The organism is Anaerotignum lactatifermentans, from assembly GCF_016902535.1.
In the GTDB taxonomy this organism is placed as follows: Bacteria; Bacillota; Clostridia; order Lachnospirales; family Anaerotignaceae; genus Anaerotignum; species Anaerotignum lactatifermentans_A.
In genome coordinates this window covers 11,439-28,874 of sequence record NZ_JACSNY010000011.1, presented here as the reverse complement: position 1 = coordinate 28,874, position 17,436 = coordinate 11,439, and the positions used below count along the sequence as shown (strand labels likewise).

The window sequence follows — 17,436 nt, the reverse complement described above, 5'->3', positions numbered from 1 at the left end:
AAGTAAAGCACATCTGTCTTTCTTTCCATGAAATAAAATCACCAAAACCCCGGACAGAATGGCAATTCCCCCTCCTCTTTCCCCCTTTGACAAAATCTCTTTTTTCGCATATAATATCGTTATACGATATCGAGTCTCGATATTAAAAGGAAGTGACTGCCCATGGCAAAAAAATCTCTGGAGCTTTTGACCGAAACCATGTTTTATGTCCTGATGGCATTTCTGAAAGAAGAGCGTTGCGGTGTGGACGCGGCGGAATATATCCGGCAAAAGACCCATGACCGGATCCAGCTGGGCCCTGGCACACTTTATACCATTCTGGCAAAATTTCAGGAAGAGGGCCTTCTGCGGGAAACCTCCGTCCATGGCCGGAAACGCACCTACCGCATCACCGAACGGGGACGGCAGGTCTATCTGGAGGAAGTGGAACGCCTGCGCCGCTGTCTGCTGGATGCCCAGGAAGAAAATGACCATCCCCAAGAGGAGGGATCTTTATGAAAAAAAATCTTTTGCAGAGCGCCTTTTCCTGCCTTTTTTCCTGCCCCCCGCCTTTCCCGAGGCCATAGAGCATTTTTTGGAAACCATGGCCAAAAAAGGCTGGTTTCTGGAACATGTTTCTTATTTTCCGCCTCTGTGGCGGTTTGAAAAAAACGTGGCCGCTTCTGTCCGCTACCGGCTGGAGGCGGCGCCGGATACCTCCCGCATGCCTCCCCGGCAAATGACAGAGCTTTACGCGGAATACGGCTGGCGCTATGTGGCGCCTCTGTCCCACTTTTTCTATGTCTTTGCCGCTGAAACAGCGGACGCGCCGGAAATCCACAGCGATCCTCTGGTGCAGAGTCGGGCCTACGGCCGGATGCTTCGGAGCTACGGCCTCGTTTCTCTGGCCATACTGGTACTGCTGGGCGTCTTTCTGGCAATGCCCCTGTACCGGCCCACTTTTTTCATCACCTATCCCCGCCTGTCTCTGTTCCTGACTGGCTATTTCCTGTTGGCCGCCATACTGGTTCTGTATCCTTTTTTCCGGCTCCTGCGGCGAAAAAGGATGTTAGCAAAGGGCTATTCTCTTTCCCATAAAGGCTCCTACCGGTCGATCCTTCTGGCGGAAATTTTGCTTATTGTCCTGACGCTGGCCTTCCTGACGCCCTTCCTGGGAAAACTGCGGGCCATGGACGAAAAAGACACCCTCCGCCTTTCTCTGGCGGAAGTCTCCGCCCCTCTTCCCTATCTTCCCATGGAAACGCTGTATTCTACCGAAGAATGGACCTTCCCGTCTTACAATCCTTCCGATGAATACAGCGGGAATTATGTAACCAGCCAGAGTGCCTTCCTGGCGCCGGTATATTTTTCCATCCACGAAGAGGCCAGAGACGCAGAATATACCATAGCGTCCTATCAAACCACTTTTTACGGAGAATTTCCTTCCGCCCTGCTGGCGAAGGCCGTCAGTCTGGATTTGATTTCCAATCAAAAGGAATTTCCCGGACTTTCGGGGAAATTCCAGACGATGAAAGAAACCTATGCTCTGGAAGGCTGCGATGAAGCCCGCTGGCAGAGAATCCTGGGCCGCCAGATTCTGTACCTGCGCCAAGAGAGCCGTATGCTGGTCATCAGCTACGAAGGCCCGGCGGATCTGCGGGAACATCTTGACGGGTATACCGCCCTCTTTGACGAAACTTATTTGCCTTTGGCATAACAAAAACAGCGGAAAAATCCATGTGATTTTTCCGCTGTTTTTCTCTGGTTTCCTTTACCAGCCCCGTTTTTCCGGCTGGATCAGTTCCGCTGCCTGATACAGCAAAGCGTTGCAGATGGCCGCTGCCACGTTGCTGCCGCCCTTGCGCCCCATGGCGGTAATGACGGGAATGTGATATTTCCGGCAGGTTTCTACCAGCCGCTCCTTGCTTTCCACCACATTGACAAACCCCACCGGCACGCCGATAACAAGGGCGGGACGAAGTCCTTCCTCCATCAGTTCGCAGAGCCTCAGCAATGCCGTAGGCGCGTTCCCAACGGCAAAAACCGCCTTGGGATACCGGACTCCCGCCAGTTCCATGGCCGCGGCGGCTCTGGTGCTCCCCTGTTTTCTGGCTTCTTCCGTCACTTCCGGCTCCGCCATAAAACAGAATACCTCCCCGCCCAGTCTCTTCAAAGCGGCTTTGCTGACGCCAGCTTTGGCCATATTGGTATCCGTCACAATAACCGTCCCCGTTTTCAGGGTCTCCATGGCCCGTCCTACTGCCGAAGGCGAAAAATAGAGGTTCTCCACATATTCAAAATCCGCCGTAGTATGAATGACTCTGCGGATCACATGGGCGTTTTCCTCCGGCAGGCAGATACCTCTTTCCTCCAGTTCCCGCTGTATGATCTCCATACTGGCACGCTCGATCTGCGCCGGTGTATGATGCTCCTGTTTCAATATTCCACGCCCTTTCTGGCAGTAATGCCTTTTTCATAGGGATGTTTCCGGCACTGCATCCATGTGCAGTAATCCGCTGCCTCCATCATCCAGTCCGCAGGCTCCCGCCCCGTCAGTACCAGTTCCTGCGCCTCCGGTTTTTTCAGGACTGTCTGTTTGAGCAGTTCCCTGTCCACCATTTCCAGCTGCCAGGCGGCACAGGCCTCATCTAAAATCAGCATATCCGCCTCTTCTCCCCGCGCCGCCCGCAGGTGCTCTGTCTGCATTCGCTCAGTGGCTCTTTTTTCCTCCTCGCTCATCTGCCAGACAAAGGCGTTCCCCGCTTTTCCCCGGAAAACCCGGGCTCCCAGCTCTTCCAGAAGCCGGACCTCGCCGGAAGGGGCGCCTTTCAGAAACTGGACCATCACCACACGCTTTCCGGCGGCAATGGCCCGCAGGGCCAGCCCCATGGCCGCCGTGGTCTTGCCCTTGCCGTCCCCGTAATACAGGTGTATCAAACCCTGATTCATTTCTTCCTCACCATCCCCATACAGCCATAAACGGCCTCCAGATCCAATGCCTTCCGCATGCCTTCCGCCAGAAGGTCAAACTGCTTTTCCCGAGATGTTTCATAGACCATGGGCGCGGCGCTTTCCCATGGAATCCCTTTTTTCTCGCAAAGCCATGCCGCCAGTCTTTCCGTCAATTCCCCACTGTCAAAAAGTCCATGCAGATAAGTACCCCGGACATTCCCGCGGACACAGCCGTCCGTCTCGCCATTAGACAACCGGCAAAAGGGTCTTCCCTCGTTTGCCGTGCGCCCATTGTGAATCTCATAGCCCTCCAGCAAACATCCCAGGAAGGCTTCGTCCTCCGCCACCGCCGCCACTCTGGTACGCCGTTTTTGGGGAGAAAACACCGTTTCTGCCGGCAGAAGGCCCATGCCCCGCAGTTCTCCACCGTCCTCGACTCCCTCCGGGTCGGATAGCTGTCTGCCCAGCATCTGATAGCCGCCGCAGATGCCAAGAACCGGCGTTCCTTTCGCCGCCAGCTTCTGTATGGCGCTTTCCAGACCGTTCTGCCGCAGCCACCGCAGATCCGCCATAGTACTTTTCGTCCCCGGCAGGATCACCAGATCCGGCTGGCCCAGCTCCCGCGGGCGCTCCACATAGCGCACCCCCAGGATCTCATGGGCCTCCAGCGGCGCGAAATCCGTAAAATTGGAAATCCGAGGCAGACGAATCACAGCAATATCAATGGGTTTTCTGGCGTCCTTCCGCTCCAGACAGGGCGCCAGAGAATCCTCATCCTCCAGTTCCACCGATAAATACGGTACCACACCCCAAACGGGGATGCCCGTCTTTTCCTCCAGCATAGCCAGTCCCGGCCGCAGAATGGAAACATCCCCCCGGAATTTATTGATGAGAAGTCCCTTGATTCGTGCCCGCTCCCGCTCCTCCAGCAGGGCCACTGTCCCGTAAAGCTGGGCAAACACCCCGCCCCGGTCAATGTCTCCCGCCAGCAGCACCGGCGCGTCCACCAGCTCCGCCAGACCCATATTGACAATGTCCTCCGCCTTTAAATTGATTTCCGCCGGACTTCCGGCCCCCTCGATCACAATAATATCGTATTCCGCCGCCAGACTGTCATAGGCATGCAGAATTTCCGGCACCAGTTCCTTTTTCCGCTGGAAGTATTCCTTTGCCGCCATCTGGCCCCAGACCTCGCCATGGACAATGACCTGACTTCCCGTGTCGCTGGAGGGTTTTAATAAAATGGGGTTCATCCGCACATCAGGCAGGATGCCCGCCGCCTGGGCCTGTATTACCTGCGCCCGGCCCATTTCCAGCCCCTCTGCCGTCACATAGCTGTTCAAAGCCATGTTCTGGCTCTTAAAAGGCGCCACTCTATAGCCGTCCTGCCGGAAAACACGGCACAAAGCGGCACACAACAGGCTTTTTCCCGCGCCCGACATGGTCCCCTGTATCATAATGGCTTTTGCCCGCTTCATCTGAGCACCTCCTCCAGCGCTTTTACCAACACCTCATTTTCCGCATGGGTACGTACTGCCGTCCGATACCAGCTTTGATCCAGCCCCGGATAATTCCCGCAGTTTCGCAGTAAAATCCCCCGTTTTTCCATAGGCTCTCCCAATGCGCAAGGACTTTGGAACATCAGATAATTAGCCTTCCCCGGCAATACCCGAAGGCCCAGCGCCGCCAGCCGTTTGGCCAGCCAGGGCCGCTCCGCCGCAATCAGCGCCCGCACCCGGCTCACATATTCCTTTTCCGCCAAAGCCGCCAGACCCGCCGCCTGGGCCAAAGAGGACACGCCCCAGGGCTGGCCCGCCTGCCGCATATTTTCCAGCAGTTTTTCGCAGGAACAAAGACAATACCCCAACCGGATGCCCGCCATGGCATAGAGCTTCGTGAAGGCCTTCAATATCAGAAGATGTTCCGCCTTTTCCAGTTCACCGATCATAGTATCCTCTTCCGGCCTATCCAGAAAATCCACAAAGCACTCATCCAGCACCAGCACCGCCCCTGCCTGCCGGCACCGCTCCAGTATTTCCTCCAGAAACGCCCGCTCTACGGTCAGGCCCGTAGGGTTATTGGGCTGACAGAGAAAGACCATGTCCACTTCCGGCCGTATTTTCTCCAAAAACTCCCGTCCCAGAGAAAAATCCCTCTCCGCCAGAAGCAGATGACGCTCCACGGCACAGCCTGCCGCCCGCAAAGCCCCTTCGTATTCGGCAAAGGCAGGCACCGGCACCAGCGCTTTTTTCGGTTTCAGGCCGTAAACCGCCCGAAAAATCAGGTCTGCCGCCCCGTTGCCGCAAAGGCACCATTCCTCCGGTACGCCTTCTTTTTGGGCAATGGCCGCCGTCAGCTCTCTGCACAGAGGGTCGGGGTACCGATCCGCCGTGGACAAAGCCGCCGTCACCGCCTCTCTTACGCCTTCCGGCAGTCCCAAGGGACTGATATTGGCGGAAAAATCCAAAGGCGGTTTCCCATAGGTCTTTTCATAGCCCGCCCAGTCTCCGCCGTGAACCAAATCCTGTTTCATACACTCACCTCCACAGCCATATTACGCACCCTCTTGCCAAAAGCCCCAGCCCCAGCGCCAGCCAGCCGGATATATACAGCATCCTGTTGGCCCGCCGGATATCCTCCGGCTCCGACTGCCGGAAAGCATCGCCGATATATGGCTTGTCATACCGTTTTCCAAAATAGCTGGCCGGCCCCGCCAGACGGGTGCCTAAAGCCCCAGCGCAGGCCGCCTCTGTCTGGGCGGAATTGGGACTGGCATGATTTCTCCGGTCCCGCCGCCAGATCCGCCAGGCGTTTTTCCCGTCAAAGCCCGCCAAAGCCGCCCCGGCGATCCACAAAAGAGCCGCCAGCCGGGAGGGCAGGAAATTGGCGGCGTCATCCAGTCTGGCGGCGGCTCTGCCGAAATAAAGATACCGCTCATTCCGATAGCCCACCATACTGTCCATGGTATTGATGGATTTATAGACCATAGCCAGCGGCGCGCCCCCCACCAGCATATAACACAGCGGCGCCGCCACACCATCGGAAAAATTCTCCGCCACCGTCTCTACCGCCGCTTTGGTGACACCTTCTTCCGTCAGGGACTGGGTATCTCTGCCGACGATCCGGGAAACCGCCTTTCTGGCCGCCGGAAGATCCTTCTTTTCCAGCTCCCGCCGCACGTTTTCGCTTTCCGCCGCCAGCCCTTTCAAGGCCAGCGCCTGCCAGCACCACAGCGTCTGAAGGAAAAATCCCGCCGCCGGATGGAGCCATGCTCCCAGCAGACACAGTCCGCCGAAAAAGACTGCCGTTCCCAGGGGCAGGACCTCCGCCAGAATGACGCCGCCCCAAAACTGTCCTTTTTCTGTTTCCGGCAGTATTTTTCTCAGAAATCCCTCCAGCCTTCCAATGGCCTTTCCCATCCAGACCACAGGATGGGGCATCCAATTCGGGTCCCCCAGCAGAAGATCCAGCAGAAATCCTGTTGCTGCCGCCAAAAGTATCATGTCTTCACCTCTGTTTTCTCATACCGCACTTCTCCCAGCAGACGCATCTTCCGGGAGTTCTCCCATTCCGCTTTTTCCGCCGTCAGCACATAGCCGCCGCCATTGGGCCCGCACCAGTGGTAATAATCCATCTGCGGCAGGGCATACTGCTCCATTAACGCCATCTGCGTGCCTCCATGGGCCATAATCACCAGTTCCGCCGCCGCTTCCCGAAAGGCTTCTTCCATCAGCCGGCAGAACACGGCACAGGTACGCGCCGTAAATTCCTCTCTGGTCTCGCCGCCGGGACAGCGTCCCTTGCAGTCGTTTCCGACCCAGGCCAGATATTCCGGGTCTTTTTCCATTTCGATATAATTTCTCCCCTCAAAAATGCCGAAGCACATTTCCCGCAGATCCGCCTCCAAAATCAGCTGACTTGCCGGGAAAAGGATCTTTGCCGTTTCCACCGCCCGGCAGAGGGTGGAAACATAGACCTTTTTGGGGGAAATATCTGCGGGAATAAGGGCATCCCGCCCTTTAGGAGACAAAGGGATGTCCCGGGTACCCTGATAGCGTTTGTCCACATTGTATGCCGTCTCTCCATGACGCAAAAGGTATATTTTCATTCTTCCAGCCTTCCTTTCAGTACCAAAGGGATGCCGCAGTACAGACGCACCACCGTTTCCGCCCGCTGTGCCAGGAGACACCCCAGCCGTCCCGCCAGTTCCCGGCACTGCCGCTCTTTCGGGTCCATGGGCACCACTCCGCCGCCGGTTTCCGTAAAAAGCACCATCTGTTTTTTGGCCAGTTCTTCCGCCAGAAAAACCACATCTTCCTCCGCCATTTCCTGCCGCACCAGTTCCTGTACCTCCCAGACAGCCGCCTCCTCCAGCGTCTGTCCTTCCCGAAGCAGTTCTCTGGCGAATGTTTTTTTGCCGCTGAACAGACCTCCTGTAATCAAAATCATACTGCCGCCTCCCCGATCTGATAAAGCACCACTACCGCCAGCATCCAAAGCTCCGCTTTCTGCAAAAACCATCCCGCCAGATCGCCGGAGATGCCGCCGAAGTGTTTTTCCGCCATCCATCTGTAATACCCAAATACACAGAAGCCGGCCGCCGCCGCCAAAGCGCCCGCCGGTCCGCCTTTATAGATCATCCCCGCCGTTATCAGCAGAAGATAGCATATCAATACCTTGCCTGCCCGTTCTTTCCGGGCTGTCTGGGCAAAGGTATGGGCCAGCCCCGTATCCTTCGCCATGGAAAATCGTGTCACCGCCAGGGCCGAAAGGCTTCTGGAAAGAACAAAAGCGCCGCCCATGGCCCAAAGGCCCTGCTTCTCTGGCAAAAAAGAAGTACAAAGAGCAAAGAACAGCACAAAATAAGCACACAGCCGGATCAGGGCAAAGGCGCCGCAGTGGGGGTCCCGCAGAATCTCCTGCCGCTTTTGGACGTCGCCATAGCTAGCCAGCGCGTCGCAGGTATCGGCATAGCCGTCCAGATGGATACCGCCGGTAACCCACACCGGCAAAAGACAGAACACCGCCCCCCTTAACAGCGCCGGCACCGCAAAGGCCGCTGATAATGCCGCCCAGCCCCACCAAAGAAAAGCGCAGACCAGTCCCACCAGCGGAAAGGCACAGAGGGCATAGCGCATATTTTCTTCTTTCCATATGGGCTGAGGCACAGGAACGACGGAAAACATTCCAAAAGCCACCGCGATGGTCTCACAAAAATTTTTCATAACCGCTCTCCTCCCTTGTAATAGCAGGGAATGCCGCAGACAACCTCACAGACGGCATCCGCCCGCTCCGCCAGCCGCCGGTGGAGCAGTGCCAGCATCCGCAGATAGCCCAAAGTATCCCCTTCGTACTGTCTGCCGCCGGAAAAAATATCATTGGCAACCACCACCAGCAGACCGCATTGACGGCGCAGATGTTCCACCCCATCCAGCAAAGCGGCAAAGGCGTCCTCTCCCGCGCCCTGAGGGCCGTACCGTTCATTGGCCGCCAGATTTCCCAGACATTCCAGCAGTACCGCACTGTCCTCCGGCACCGTCAGCCCCGCCAGATCATAATACCGTTCTATGGTCTGAAAGCCTTTTCCCCGACGCATGGCCCGATGGCGTTCGATCCTTTTTTCGCTTTCCTGATCCAAAGGCTCCATGGTGGCGATATAAATTCGCCGGCCCTTTCCGTATTTCAAAATCAGTTCTTCGGCGTAGGCGCTCTTTCCGGAGGCCGCCCTGCCCGATACCAGTATCATCATGTTTCTTCCCCCAAAGGCACATAGGCCTCTATGCCACATTCCGAAAACGTATAGCTGTCCTCATAGACCGCCGCCGCCATATCCCAAAGGGGCATCACCGCCACGGCCCCGGTGCCCTCTCCCAGCCGCATCCCGGCAGAAAGCAGAGGTTTTTTTTCCAACAGCTCCAACAACAGCCGCCCTGCCGGTTCCGCCGAAACATGGCTGGCAAAGACGGCTTTTTCCGCCGCCGGACAAAGACGCAGGGCGCAGAGCGCCGCCACAGAGCTGATGAACCCGTCTGCCAGCACCGGCACCTTATACAATGCCCCGCCTAAAAAAGCACCGCACATGGCGGCAATATCAAAGCCGCCTACCTTAGCCAGCACATCCAGCGGGTCGTTGGCGTCCGGCCCGTTCACTTCCAAAGCCTTTTGAACGGCACTGATTTTTCTTCGCAGGCCCTCATCGGAAAGGCCCGCCCCCCGGCCGGTCAGTTTTTCCGGCGGCAGTCCCGTCCAGACACAGGCCATGGCGGTGCTGGCTGTGGTATTGCCAATGCCCGCCTCTCCCGTAGCCAGAAGGCCCACGCCTTGATTTTTCAATTCTTCCACCAATTCCATGCCATAACGGATCGCCAGCGCCGCCTGCTCTCTTGTCATGGCAGGCCCAAGGGTAAAATCTCCCGTGCCGTTGCCCACACGCCGGGACAGGACGCCTTCCGCAGGCGGCAGATCCCGCACGCCCAAATCTACGGGAATCACCTGACAGCCGGCCCGTTCCGCCATGTTACAGACAGCGGTCCGCCCCGCCGCCAGACCGCGCACAATGGCTGTGGTTACACTGCTGTCGCACTGAGAGACCCCCTGGGCCACAACGCCATGGTCAGCGCAGAATACCAACACTGCCTTTTTCTCAATGTCCAGCTTTGCCGAACCGGTCAGTGCCGCCGCATCCTCCATGATGGTTTCCAGCAGTCCCAGACTGCCCAGCGGATGGGCGCAGGCCATCCATCTGGCTTTTGCCTCCGCTCTGGCCTCTTCCGAGGGCGGCGTGATCTTCCTGATCCGCTCCGTCACCCATGCTTCCTGTATTCCCATAACGCTGTTCCTCCTTCCATTGTGCCATAGCCTCCGCCAGACGTTCCGCCATTTTGTTTTCCCCGCCGAAATATAAATGGGGGAAAGCGGCATACAGACTTTTTGTGCCGTAGCCGCACCGCCAGTTCCGCCCACTGACGGGCTTTTCCATGGAAAACGCCGTTCCCATCTCTTCCGTATCCCAATAATGGAATTCGTGGACAGGGACCCTCTCTCCCTGCCGGAACAGAAGGCTGTCCTCTGCCGCCGTCAAATAGGCGTAGCCAAAGCGCACCAGATGATTCTGATTCCTTCCCGTCCCCGACAGCACCCCTGCCATGGGGAAGCAGTTCCCGTGAACATCCTCCAGCTTCTCACACAAATAAAGATAACCGCCGCACTCGGCCACAATGGGCATTCCCTCTGCCGCCGCTTTCCGCACAGCATGGCGCATCTGCCCATTTGCCGCCAGTTCTTTGGCGTACAATTCCGGGTATCCGCCGGGAAGATACAGCCCTGTCGTGCCCTCTGGCAGTGCCTTCTCCTCCAAAGGGGAGAAAAACACCGGCTCTATGCCTTCCCGCCGGAAGGCATCCAGACTTTCCTCATAGCAGAAGCAGAACGCCCTGTCTTTGGCCACCGCCAGCCGGAGGGTACGATCCCTTTTCTTTTCCCGCGGAAAAGCAGACATCTCTTCCGCCGGACAAGAAAACACCGCCATAAGCCGATCCAGATCCGCCGTCCGTTCCAGCTGTGCCGCCAGTGCTTCCACTCTGGCCGACAAATCCTCTATTTCCGCCGCCGTATACAGCCCCAGATGGCGGCTTTTCATTTCCGCCGCTTTCATAGGCGGCAGATACCCCAGCACCGGCAGGCCGGTTTCCCGCTCCAGCACTGGCCCCAGGCTAGCGTAAAGCATGGGGGAGCAGTGGTTCAGGAAAAGCCCACGAATCCGATGATCCCGCCGAAAAGCGCAAAGCCCTTTCACCTGCGCCGCCAGCGTCAGACTGGAACCGCCGGGCCGCAGCACCAGCAGCGTCCCCAGACCCAGGGCCCGCGCCGTATCATAAGAACTGCACTGACTGGTTACACCGCCCAGTCCGTCATAGTACCCCATGACCCCCTCGCAGACCGCCGCCCCATGTCCCCGGCTCCGGCGGCAAAACAGTTTCCTAACGCCGGTTTCGCCCGCCAGAAACAGATCCAGATTATGGCTTTCCACCCCCAGCACCGCCCGGTGAAACATAGGGTCGATATAGTCGGGGCCGCATTTGAAGGCGCAGGGATTCAACCCTATTTTTTGCAGCGCCGCCAGCAGGGCACAGCTTACCGCCGTTTTTCCGCTGCCGGAAGATAACGCAGATACAAGCAGTTTAATCATGACATCCTCCTGTAATCAAAAACACGGGATTATTTGCCATCAAAAGATGGAGCTCTCCTATCGCCTTTGTTTTGCTGACGCTGATCTGTGTCACCACCGGCTCCAGTCCCTGCTTTCGCAGTCCCTCCACGGCGGCCCAGAGATTTTCCAGCGTAATGGCGGAAACACAGATACGGACATCCGGGTTCTTTTCCAGCGCCAGAGAAAGGATCTCTCCCATCTCCCCCTTTGTTCCGCCTACAAAGACGGCCTGGGGCACCGGCAACTCCCGCAGCGCCTCCGGCGCTTTGCCCCGGCACAGAGCCAGATTCCATGCGCAAAACTTCTCCCGGTTGGCCCGAACCAATTCACAGGCCTCCTCCGCCATTTCCACAGCATATACCCGGCCTTTTTTCGCCGCCAGCGCCAGTTCCACGCTGACACTGCCGGTACCGGCGCCCACATCCCAGACCACATCCTCCGGGCGAACCGCCAGCTTTGCCAGTATGGCGGCACGAACCTCCCTCTTTGTCATGGGCACCTTTCCCCGCAGGAAAACGTCATCAGGGATGCCCGGCCCGGTATATTCCCCTTGGGGCGCCGCCTCCGCCAGCATCACCGAAAGAGGAGAAAACACCTTTTCGGCCGCCTCGGCGGCGCTGCATTTCCCAATGCGCTCCTCCGGCCCTGCCAGATTTTCACCTGTCATAACTTCCAGTTCTCCCAGCCCTGCTTCCGTCAGTTTCCGGCACAAATCCGCCGGGCTGTTTTTCCCGTCCGTCAGAAAAAAAACAGGCTTTCCTTCCATGACCGCCGTCACCGGATCACAGGAGAGGCCATGGGCTGACACCAGTTTCCACTCCTGCCAGGGCCGTCCCAGGCGGGCCGCCAGAATCTGAACGCTGGAAACACCGGGCAGTACCTCCGCCGGAATTCCCCGTTCTGCCAACTGGGGCAGCAGCAGTCTTGTGCCGGAATAAAATCCCGTGTCCCCGCTGAACAGGATACAGCAGACCGCTTCGCCTTCCTCCAGCGCCGCCAGAATCTCTTCCGCTTTTACCGCCGCCTTTTTTTTGGCCGAAAGTTCCTCCGGCAGTGCATCCAGCAGGCGTTTCGCGCCAATGATAAGATCGGCCTGCGCCAAGGCCTTCCTACATTCCATCGTCAGGCTGTCCTCCCAGCCGCCGCCCATGGCCGTTAAAATGACCCGCATCTGATCGCCTCCCTGCATAACGCCAAAATTTCCTCAAAACTCTTTCCCCGCTCTGCCTTTCTGCGCAGGATCACCGGCAAAACGCCGGTACGCTCCGCCGCCCGGAGCTTTTCCGGGAATCCCCCGGCTCTGCCGCCGTCCTTTGTCACCAGAAAACGGATGTCAAACTGCCGCATAATGGCCTCATTCAGTTCCCGGCAGAAGGGCCCCTGCATGGCGATGATATTGTGGCGGGGGATGCCTTCGCTTTCGCAGACCGCTAGATTTTCCGCCATAGGCAAGACTCTGGGAAACAGCCGCTCCCGCTCTATGCTACCGAAGTCCGGCAGTTCCTTTGTTCCTGTGGTCAGGAGGATGTTCCCTTCCCGTCCGGACAGATAGTCCGCCGCCGCTTTGGCGTCCGCCACATAGACAGCCCTCTCCGCCATGGGACTTTCCTGCCGCAGCAGACGTTCATAGGGCACCCCGGCCTGCTCACAGGCGGCCCGGATATTCCCGCTGGCCTCCAGGGCGTAGGGATGGGTGGCGTCCACGCAAAGCGCCTGCCCCGCCAGTATCGCCGCCATTTCTTCGGTGTTTTTCCTCCCAGTCAGCACACGGATGCCAGCCATTTCTCCCTGTTCCTCGGCGCCGTACTCCGTAGCCACCAGCACCGTTACCGCCGCCCCTTCTTTTGCCAGTTCATAGGAAAGGAGACGACCTTCCGTGGTGCCGCCAAAAATGGCAATCTTCAGCATCCACGATACCCCCTTGGCGTTACCATCCGGCCGGAACAGTATTTTGTGCTTTCCGCCCCGATAAAGACAGTGGTAAACATATCCAGCTGTTCCTCCCTCAGTTCTTCCAGTGTCAGCAGACGGCTTTCCTGTCCCTGTCTGCCGATATTGCGCACCCAGCCGCAGACGGTCTTTCCGTCCTTTCCCGCGTCCAGCAAAATATCACAGGCCCGCCTCAAATATCCGGCCCGCTTCTGGGAGGAGGGATTGTAAATACAAAGAGCAAATTCTCCCCAGGCGGCACAACGCAGACGCTGTTCAATGACCTCCCAGGAGGTCAGCAAATCCGAAAGAGAAATCACACAAAAATCATGACCCAGGGGCGCTCCCAGTACAGCTGCCCCGGAGAGCGCCGCCGTCACCCCCGGCACCACTTCCAGCTCCACCTGCGGAAACAGATCGCCAAGCTCCATCAAAAGCCCCGCCATACCGTATACTCCGGCGTCACCGCTGCATACCATGGCAACGGTATCCCCTCCGGCGGCTCGTTCCAGAGCCCAAAGGCACCGCTGACGCTCCTGCCGCATGGAGGTAATATAAGTTTCTTTTTCCGGGAACAAAGGCTTTACCAGCTCCAGATATACATGATACCCGCAAAGGACATCCGCCCCTTCCAACGCGGCCCGGGCCTGCGCCGTCATATACTCCGCGCTGCCGGGGCCGATGCCTACCACAAAAACCTTACCCATTCTTCCACCTCCAGTCCGGCGCGAAGGGCCGTAGCCCCAGCGCCATAGTCACGCCGTCCCGGGCCATCTTCCGCCGCAGCAGTTTGCCGCCGCCCAGTACCACGCTTCTCTCGCAAACATTATCCACACCCGTCACCTGTTCCACAAAATCGGAAGGAGTAAATTCTCCTGCCGCCTGCGCCAGTTCCTCTGCCGAAAAACAGCGAAAAGGCAGGCCGTGATTTTTACAAAACTCCAAAATGCCCGCTTCTTCCCGTTTCAAGTCGATGCTGACAGCAAGACAGAGAGCTTTTTCGCTGACGCCGGTCTCTTCCAGCAATTCTTTCAGAACCGACTCCAGCTTTTGCGCCGGGGTGTGCCTCCGGCATCCTATGCCTAACACCGCAATCCGGGGAATGAGCCAAAGGCCTTCCTTCTCGCCCCGGCAAATATCCACATGGGCGTCCCAGTCACTTCCTTCTGTCAGGGTCACGCCCAAAGGCGGCGTCCCCGCAACAGGCCAGCGACTTTTGATCCGGGTTTCTCCGCCGGAAAGGAGTTTCCCGGAAATCCTTTTGATCTCCTTCACGCCCTCCACGGCACAGTTCTGGTGTCTGGCCCATGCGTCGATGGCAAATACGCCGCCGCAGTCCGTGGCTGTGGTAATGACCGGCACCGCGCCGCAGACTTCGGCAATCTCACGGGCCAGATCGTTGGCGCCGCCCAGATGACCGGACAAAATCGGGATGACAAACTGCCCCCGCTCATCTACAACCACCACTGCCGGGTCTTTGTCCTTTCCCCGCAGATACGGCGCTACCGCCCGGACGGCGATTCCCGCCGCACCGACAAAAATCAGACCTTCCGCCTCCTGAAACTGCTGTTTCGTCCATCCGGAAAGGCTATATTCCACGCCGCAACGGGAAACAGACCCACCCAAAGCCGCCGCCAGCTTTCGGGCCATTTTCTCTCCCCGGTCCGTAAAAGAAAGATATTCCAGTCTCATTTTTCCGTCCCCTTCCGGTATTCCGTGGTAAAGGCCGGGTCATAGAGTTTGCTGCGCTCCTTTGTTCCTGCCAAAAACTTTCCCACCAGAACAAGGGCCGTTTTGCGGATGCCCGCCTCCGCCGCCGTCCGGGCCAGATTTCCTACCCGGCAGTGCAGAACACGCTCCTCCGGCCAGCTGGCTTTATAGACAATGGCCGCCGGGGTATCCTCGTCATAGGCCCCCATCATCAGCTGACGCTCCACCTCTTCCAGCATGCCTGTGGAAAGAAAAATCACCATAGACGCGCCGTGGGACGCCAGTCTCCAGAGTTCCTCCCCTTCCGGCACCGGTGTGCGCCCCGCCAGCCTGGTGATAATCACGCTTTGGCTGACGCCGGGCAGAGTATACTCCGCGCCCAGAGCCGCCGCCGCGCCGCAGAAGCTGGAAACCCCCGGCGTTTCATCATAAGGTATGCCAAATTTTTCCAGTCTCTCCATTTGCTCCCGGATGGCCCCATACAGGCAGGGGTCCCCGGAATGAAGCCGCAGGGCAGCCTTTCCCGCCTGTTCCGCCGCCGCCATGACCTCTATGATTTCTTCCAGTGTCATTTCGGCGCTGTTATAAATCTGACAGCCATCCTTACAATTCGCCAGCAGTGCCGGATTGACCAGACTTCCCGCGTAAATGACCACATCCGCCTGCCGGAGCAATTCCGCTCCCCGCAGGGTAATCAGATCCGGCGCGCCGCAGCCTGCGCCCACAAAATGTATCATAAGGCATCTCCTTTCTTTTCCTTCCAATCCTTCAGGATTTCCGCCCCCTGTTCCGTTATGCCAAGAAGGCCGTAGGTATTGGAAAACAGCACCGCTCCCGCCTGACAGCCCGTGCCCGTCCGCCGGTCCAGCTGACGCTGGATGGCTGCCAGAAGGCTGTCTCTCACCGCGTCCCAAAGGCCCGCCTTTTGCAGGATCGCCACACAGGCGTCCGAGGTCGGCGCTGCCATCAGTGCCTGACAAAGTTCTTTTGTGCCGCCGCAGACAGCGGTATGGGCACAGAACAGCTCCGTCCGGCAGTCGGCATAGCGGCTGTGGGTATTCATAACGCCCCCCGCCAGTTTTACCAGCTTGCCCATATGTCCCACCAGCAGTACCTGTTCCACTCCGTCACTGCCGGCGGCATCCAGCAGTTCTCCGATAAAATTGGAGCAGACCACCACAGGAACGCCTTCCGTTTCCCTTGCCAGATATTCCCGCAAAAAATCCATACCGTAATTTCCCGGTGTAAAGACCACACGCTTCGGGTCTTGTACCGCCACCTGCCGCAGTTCTATCTTTTTCGTGTCCAGCAGCGCCTGTAAACTCATAGGCTCCACGATACCGGAGGTACCAATGATGGAAATGCCGCCCTCAATCCCCAGCTGTGGATTAAAAGTTTTTTTGGCGATGATTTCGCCTTCCGGCACAGAAATGGTGATCTCCAGGCCGCCTTCCTCTTCCATGGTTTCCATGACCTGTTCCACTGCCGCCCGGATAATCTGCCGGGGCACACGGTTGATAGCGGCCTCTCCCACGGGCTGATCCAGTCCCGGCTTTGTGACCCGGCCTACGCCTTTGCCGCCCTGTATCAAAATCCCCGGTTCTTTCCGCCGCTTTATCTCCGCGAAAATCTCCGCCCCCGTGGTAGCGTCAATGTCATCTCCGCCGTCCTTTATTACGGCACAGCGGGCTGTCTCCCGTTCCAGAGAACAATGGACGGGGCTTACCTCCACCGGAATACCCTTCGGAGTAATCAGCCCCACCTTCTTCGGCGCACTGCCGGAAAAAAGCATCTGTGCCGCCGCGGCCGCCGCCAAAGCGGCGCAGGTGCCTGTGGTATAGCCGCAGCGCAGACGCTTTCCGCCGGTCTCAATATAATGCTCCAGACGTTCCTGCCCATAATAGGCCCGGTATTCCTCTCTTTTCAGGTCATAGAGCCGGCAGATGCCCTCCTCCGACAGCACCAGCTCCGGCGGCCCGGCCTCCAAGATCCCGCCGTCCTTGACGCAAAGCACCTCATCAGAAATTTTCCGTGCCAGCTCCACCTCATGAAGAGACAGGAGAATGGCCGTTTTCTCCTCTCTCGCCAGACGCCGCAGCACCGACAGCAGTTCTATTTTGTATTTGATGTCCAAAAAGCTGGTGGGCTCGTCCAGCACAATGATTTCCGGCTCCTGACAGATGGCTCTGGCCAACAGCACCCGCTGGCGCTGACCGTCGCTAATGGCGTTGAAATCCCGCTCCCGCAGTTCCAGTGCCCCCACCATTTCCATGGCTTTTTCCGCCTTGAGCCGGTCCTGCTCCGACAAAAGACCCAGCCGCCCCGTGTAAGGGTACCTGCCTCCCGTCACCACGTCCCAGCAGGTCATGCGCTCCGTCCGCAGCTGCATGGTCAGTACCAAAGCCAGTTTTTGGGCCAATTCTCTGCCGGAAAACTCCGCCAGAGGCTTTCCCGTCAGCCAGACCATGCCGCCTACCGGCGAAAGCTGCGCCGCCACCGTTTTGAGCAGTGTGGACTTCCCGCTGCCGTTGGGGCCTGCCAGCGTCAATATTTTTCCCGCTTCCAAAGAGAGTGTTACTCCCTGTACCACGGCCTTTTTCTGATACCCCGCTGACAGATCTTCCGCCCGCAGGATTCTTTCTCTTTTCTCTTCCATC

General features: G+C 57.9%; 18 protein-coding genes and 1 pseudogene. 2 read left to right on the top strand and 17 right to left on the bottom strand.

Translation table 11 applies throughout. The features are described 5' to 3' along the window. The first annotated feature begins 162 nt into the window (after positions 1 to 162). Complete coding sequence (locus H9X84_RS09235; RefSeq protein WP_205133919.1) at positions 163 to 498, top strand: PadR family transcriptional regulator; 336 nt, start codon at positions 163 to 165, stop codon at positions 496 to 498. Continuing rightward, positions 452 to 1,696, top strand: coding sequence for a DUF2812 domain-containing protein (locus H9X84_RS09230; protein ID WP_330634405.1), 1,245 nt, complete (start codon positions 452 to 454; stop codon positions 1,694 to 1,696). The genes H9X84_RS09235 and H9X84_RS09230 overlap by 47 nt, the downstream gene beginning before the upstream one ends. 54 nt (positions 1,697 to 1,750) lie before the next feature. Here the strand turns inward: H9X84_RS09230 and H9X84_RS09225 are convergent, their stop codons facing one another. From H9X84_RS09225 to cbiD, 17 genes and pseudogenes are all read right to left on the bottom strand, one after another. Continuing rightward, the gene (locus H9X84_RS09225) at positions 1,751 to 2,422 is read right to left on the bottom strand and encodes a precorrin-8X methylmutase (protein WP_334298077.1); all 672 of its coding nucleotides are present in this window, start codon (positions 2,420 to 2,422) and stop codon (positions 1,751 to 1,753) included. Then, entirely contained in the window at positions 2,416 to 2,928 is a 513-nt protein-coding gene (locus H9X84_RS09220; RefSeq protein ID WP_205133922.1) for a cob(I)yrinic acid a,c-diamide adenosyltransferase, read from the bottom strand. Before H9X84_RS09220 ends, H9X84_RS09225 begins: the two co-directional genes overlap by 7 nt. Continuing rightward, positions 2,925 to 4,409: a cobyric acid synthase gene (locus tag H9X84_RS09215; protein WP_205133923.1), complete on the bottom strand. Its 1,485-nt coding sequence runs from the start codon at positions 4,407 to 4,409 to the stop codon at positions 2,925 to 2,927. The genes H9X84_RS09220 and H9X84_RS09215 overlap by 4 nt, the downstream gene beginning before the upstream one ends. Beyond that, positions 4,406 to 5,464: a pyridoxal phosphate-dependent aminotransferase gene (locus H9X84_RS09210; protein ID WP_205133924.1), complete on the bottom strand. Its 1,059-nt coding sequence runs from the start codon at positions 5,462 to 5,464 to the stop codon at positions 4,406 to 4,408. The genes H9X84_RS09215 and H9X84_RS09210 overlap by 4 nt, the downstream gene beginning before the upstream one ends. Before the next feature lie 4 nt (positions 5,465 to 5,468). After that, on the bottom strand, positions 5,469 to 6,434 hold the full coding sequence (gene cbiB / locus H9X84_RS09205; RefSeq protein WP_205133925.1) for an adenosylcobinamide-phosphate synthase CbiB: 966 nt from the start codon (positions 6,432 to 6,434) through the stop codon (positions 5,469 to 5,471). Beyond that, positions 6,431 to 7,039: a histidine phosphatase family protein gene (locus tag H9X84_RS09200; RefSeq protein WP_205133926.1), complete on the bottom strand. Its 609-nt coding sequence runs from the start codon at positions 7,037 to 7,039 to the stop codon at positions 6,431 to 6,433. The genes cbiB and H9X84_RS09200 overlap by 4 nt, the downstream gene beginning before the upstream one ends. After that, positions 7,036 to 7,380: a bifunctional adenosylcobinamide kinase/adenosylcobinamide-phosphate guanylyltransferase gene (locus H9X84_RS09195; RefSeq protein WP_205133927.1), complete on the bottom strand. Its 345-nt coding sequence runs from the start codon at positions 7,378 to 7,380 to the stop codon at positions 7,036 to 7,038. Before H9X84_RS09195 ends, H9X84_RS09200 begins: the two co-directional genes overlap by 4 nt. Next, the gene (locus H9X84_RS09190) at positions 7,377 to 8,156 is read right to left on the bottom strand and encodes an adenosylcobinamide-GDP ribazoletransferase (protein ID WP_205133928.1); all 780 of its coding nucleotides are present in this window, start codon (positions 8,154 to 8,156) and stop codon (positions 7,377 to 7,379) included. Before H9X84_RS09190 ends, H9X84_RS09195 begins: the two co-directional genes overlap by 4 nt. Next, the gene (locus H9X84_RS09185) at positions 8,153 to 8,680 is read right to left on the bottom strand and encodes a bifunctional adenosylcobinamide kinase/adenosylcobinamide-phosphate guanylyltransferase (RefSeq protein WP_205133929.1); all 528 of its coding nucleotides are present in this window, start codon (positions 8,678 to 8,680) and stop codon (positions 8,153 to 8,155) included. Before H9X84_RS09185 ends, H9X84_RS09190 begins: the two co-directional genes overlap by 4 nt. Next, positions 8,677 to 9,759, bottom strand: a complete 1,083-nt coding sequence (gene cobT / locus H9X84_RS09180) for a nicotinate-nucleotide--dimethylbenzimidazole phosphoribosyltransferase (RefSeq protein ID WP_205133930.1) — start codon at positions 9,757 to 9,759, stop codon at positions 8,677 to 8,679. The genes H9X84_RS09185 and cobT overlap by 4 nt, the downstream gene beginning before the upstream one ends. Before the next feature lie 46 nt (positions 9,760 to 9,805). Next, a pseudogene (locus H9X84_RS09175) lies at positions 9,806 to 11,119 on the bottom strand (cobyrinate a,c-diamide synthase); the annotation flags it as partial. Continuing rightward, positions 11,112 to 12,311, bottom strand: coding sequence for a precorrin-6y C5,15-methyltransferase (decarboxylating) subunit CbiE (cbiE, locus tag H9X84_RS09170; protein WP_205133931.1), 1,200 nt, complete (start codon positions 12,309 to 12,311; stop codon positions 11,112 to 11,114). The pseudogene H9X84_RS09175 and the gene cbiE, both read right to left, overlap by 8 nt. Beyond that, the gene (gene cobK / locus H9X84_RS09165) at positions 12,296 to 13,048 is read right to left on the bottom strand and encodes a precorrin-6A reductase (protein WP_330612317.1); all 753 of its coding nucleotides are present in this window, start codon (positions 13,046 to 13,048) and stop codon (positions 12,296 to 12,298) included. The genes cbiE and cobK overlap by 16 nt, the downstream gene beginning before the upstream one ends. After that, positions 13,042 to 13,776 carry a precorrin-3B C(17)-methyltransferase gene (cobJ, locus tag H9X84_RS09160; protein ID WP_205133932.1) on the bottom strand — a complete coding sequence of 245 codons (735 nt, stop codon included), beginning with the start codon at positions 13,774 to 13,776 and terminating at the stop codon, positions 13,042 to 13,044. Before cobJ ends, cobK begins: the two co-directional genes overlap by 7 nt. Beyond that, a complete protein-coding gene (locus H9X84_RS09155; protein ID WP_205133933.1) occupies positions 13,769 to 14,761 on the bottom strand; it encodes a cobalt-precorrin 5A hydrolase in 993 nt (330 codons plus the stop codon). Before H9X84_RS09155 ends, cobJ begins: the two co-directional genes overlap by 8 nt. Next, positions 14,758 to 15,516 (bottom strand): precorrin-4 C(11)-methyltransferase, encoded by a 759-nt coding sequence (gene cobM / locus H9X84_RS09150; RefSeq protein ID WP_205133934.1) that lies wholly within the window; start codon positions 15,514 to 15,516, stop codon positions 14,758 to 14,760. The genes H9X84_RS09155 and cobM overlap by 4 nt, the downstream gene beginning before the upstream one ends. Continuing rightward, complete coding sequence (gene cbiD / locus H9X84_RS09145; RefSeq protein ID WP_205133935.1) at positions 15,513 to 17,435, bottom strand: cobalt-precorrin-5B (C(1))-methyltransferase CbiD; 1,923 nt, start codon at positions 17,433 to 17,435, stop codon at positions 15,513 to 15,515. The genes cobM and cbiD overlap by 4 nt, the downstream gene beginning before the upstream one ends. Between the last annotated feature and the right edge of the window lies 1 nt (position 17,436).

Excerpts from the sequence above, each read along its gene's own strand:
- H9X84_RS09235 (WP_205133919.1), top strand. The coding sequence starts at position 163 with ATGGCAAAAAAATCTCTGGAGCTTTTGACCGAAACCATGTTTTATGTC.
- H9X84_RS09230 (WP_330634405.1), top strand. The coding sequence starts at position 452 with ATGCCCAGGAAGAAAATGACCATCCCCAAGAGGAGGGATCTTTATGAA.
- H9X84_RS09220 (WP_205133922.1), bottom strand. The coding sequence starts at position 2,928 with ATGAATCAGGGTTTGATACACCTGTATTACGGGGACGGCAAGGGCAAG.
- H9X84_RS09215 (WP_205133923.1), bottom strand. The coding sequence starts at position 4,409 with ATGAAGCGGGCAAAAGCCATTATGATACAGGGGACCATGTCGGGCGCG.
- H9X84_RS09210 (WP_205133924.1), bottom strand. The coding sequence starts at position 5,464 with ATGAAACAGGATTTGGTTCACGGCGGAGACTGGGCGGGCTATGAAAAG.
- cbiB (WP_205133925.1), bottom strand. The coding sequence starts at position 6,434 with ATGATACTTTTGGCGGCAGCAACAGGATTTCTGCTGGATCTTCTGCTG.
- H9X84_RS09200 (WP_205133926.1), bottom strand. The coding sequence starts at position 7,039 with ATGAAAATATACCTTTTGCGTCATGGAGAGACGGCATACAATGTGGAC.
- H9X84_RS09195 (WP_205133927.1), bottom strand. The coding sequence starts at position 7,380 with ATGATTTTGATTACAGGAGGTCTGTTCAGCGGCAAAAAAACATTCGCC.
- H9X84_RS09190 (WP_205133928.1), bottom strand. The coding sequence starts at position 8,156 with ATGAAAAATTTTTGTGAGACCATCGCGGTGGCTTTTGGAATGTTTTCC.
- H9X84_RS09185 (WP_205133929.1), bottom strand. The coding sequence starts at position 8,680 with ATGATGATACTGGTATCGGGCAGGGCGGCCTCCGGAAAGAGCGCCTAC.
- cobT (WP_205133930.1), bottom strand. The coding sequence starts at position 9,759 with ATGGGAATACAGGAAGCATGGGTGACGGAGCGGATCAGGAAGATCACG.
- cbiE (WP_205133931.1), bottom strand. The coding sequence starts at position 12,311 with ATGCGGGTCATTTTAACGGCCATGGGCGGCGGCTGGGAGGACAGCCTG.
- cobK (WP_330612317.1), bottom strand. The coding sequence starts at position 13,048 with ATGCTGAAGATTGCCATTTTTGGCGGCACCACGGAAGGTCGTCTCCTT.
- cobJ (WP_205133932.1), bottom strand. The coding sequence starts at position 13,776 with ATGGGTAAGGTTTTTGTGGTAGGCATCGGCCCCGGCAGCGCGGAGTAT.
- H9X84_RS09155 (WP_205133933.1), bottom strand. The coding sequence starts at position 14,761 with ATGAGACTGGAATATCTTTCTTTTACGGACCGGGGAGAGAAAATGGCC.
- cobM (WP_205133934.1), bottom strand. The coding sequence starts at position 15,516 with ATGATACATTTTGTGGGCGCAGGCTGCGGCGCGCCGGATCTGATTACC.
- cbiD (WP_205133935.1), bottom strand. The coding sequence starts at position 17,435 with ATGGAAGAGAAAAGAGAAAGAATCCTGCGGGCGGAAGATCTGTCAGCG.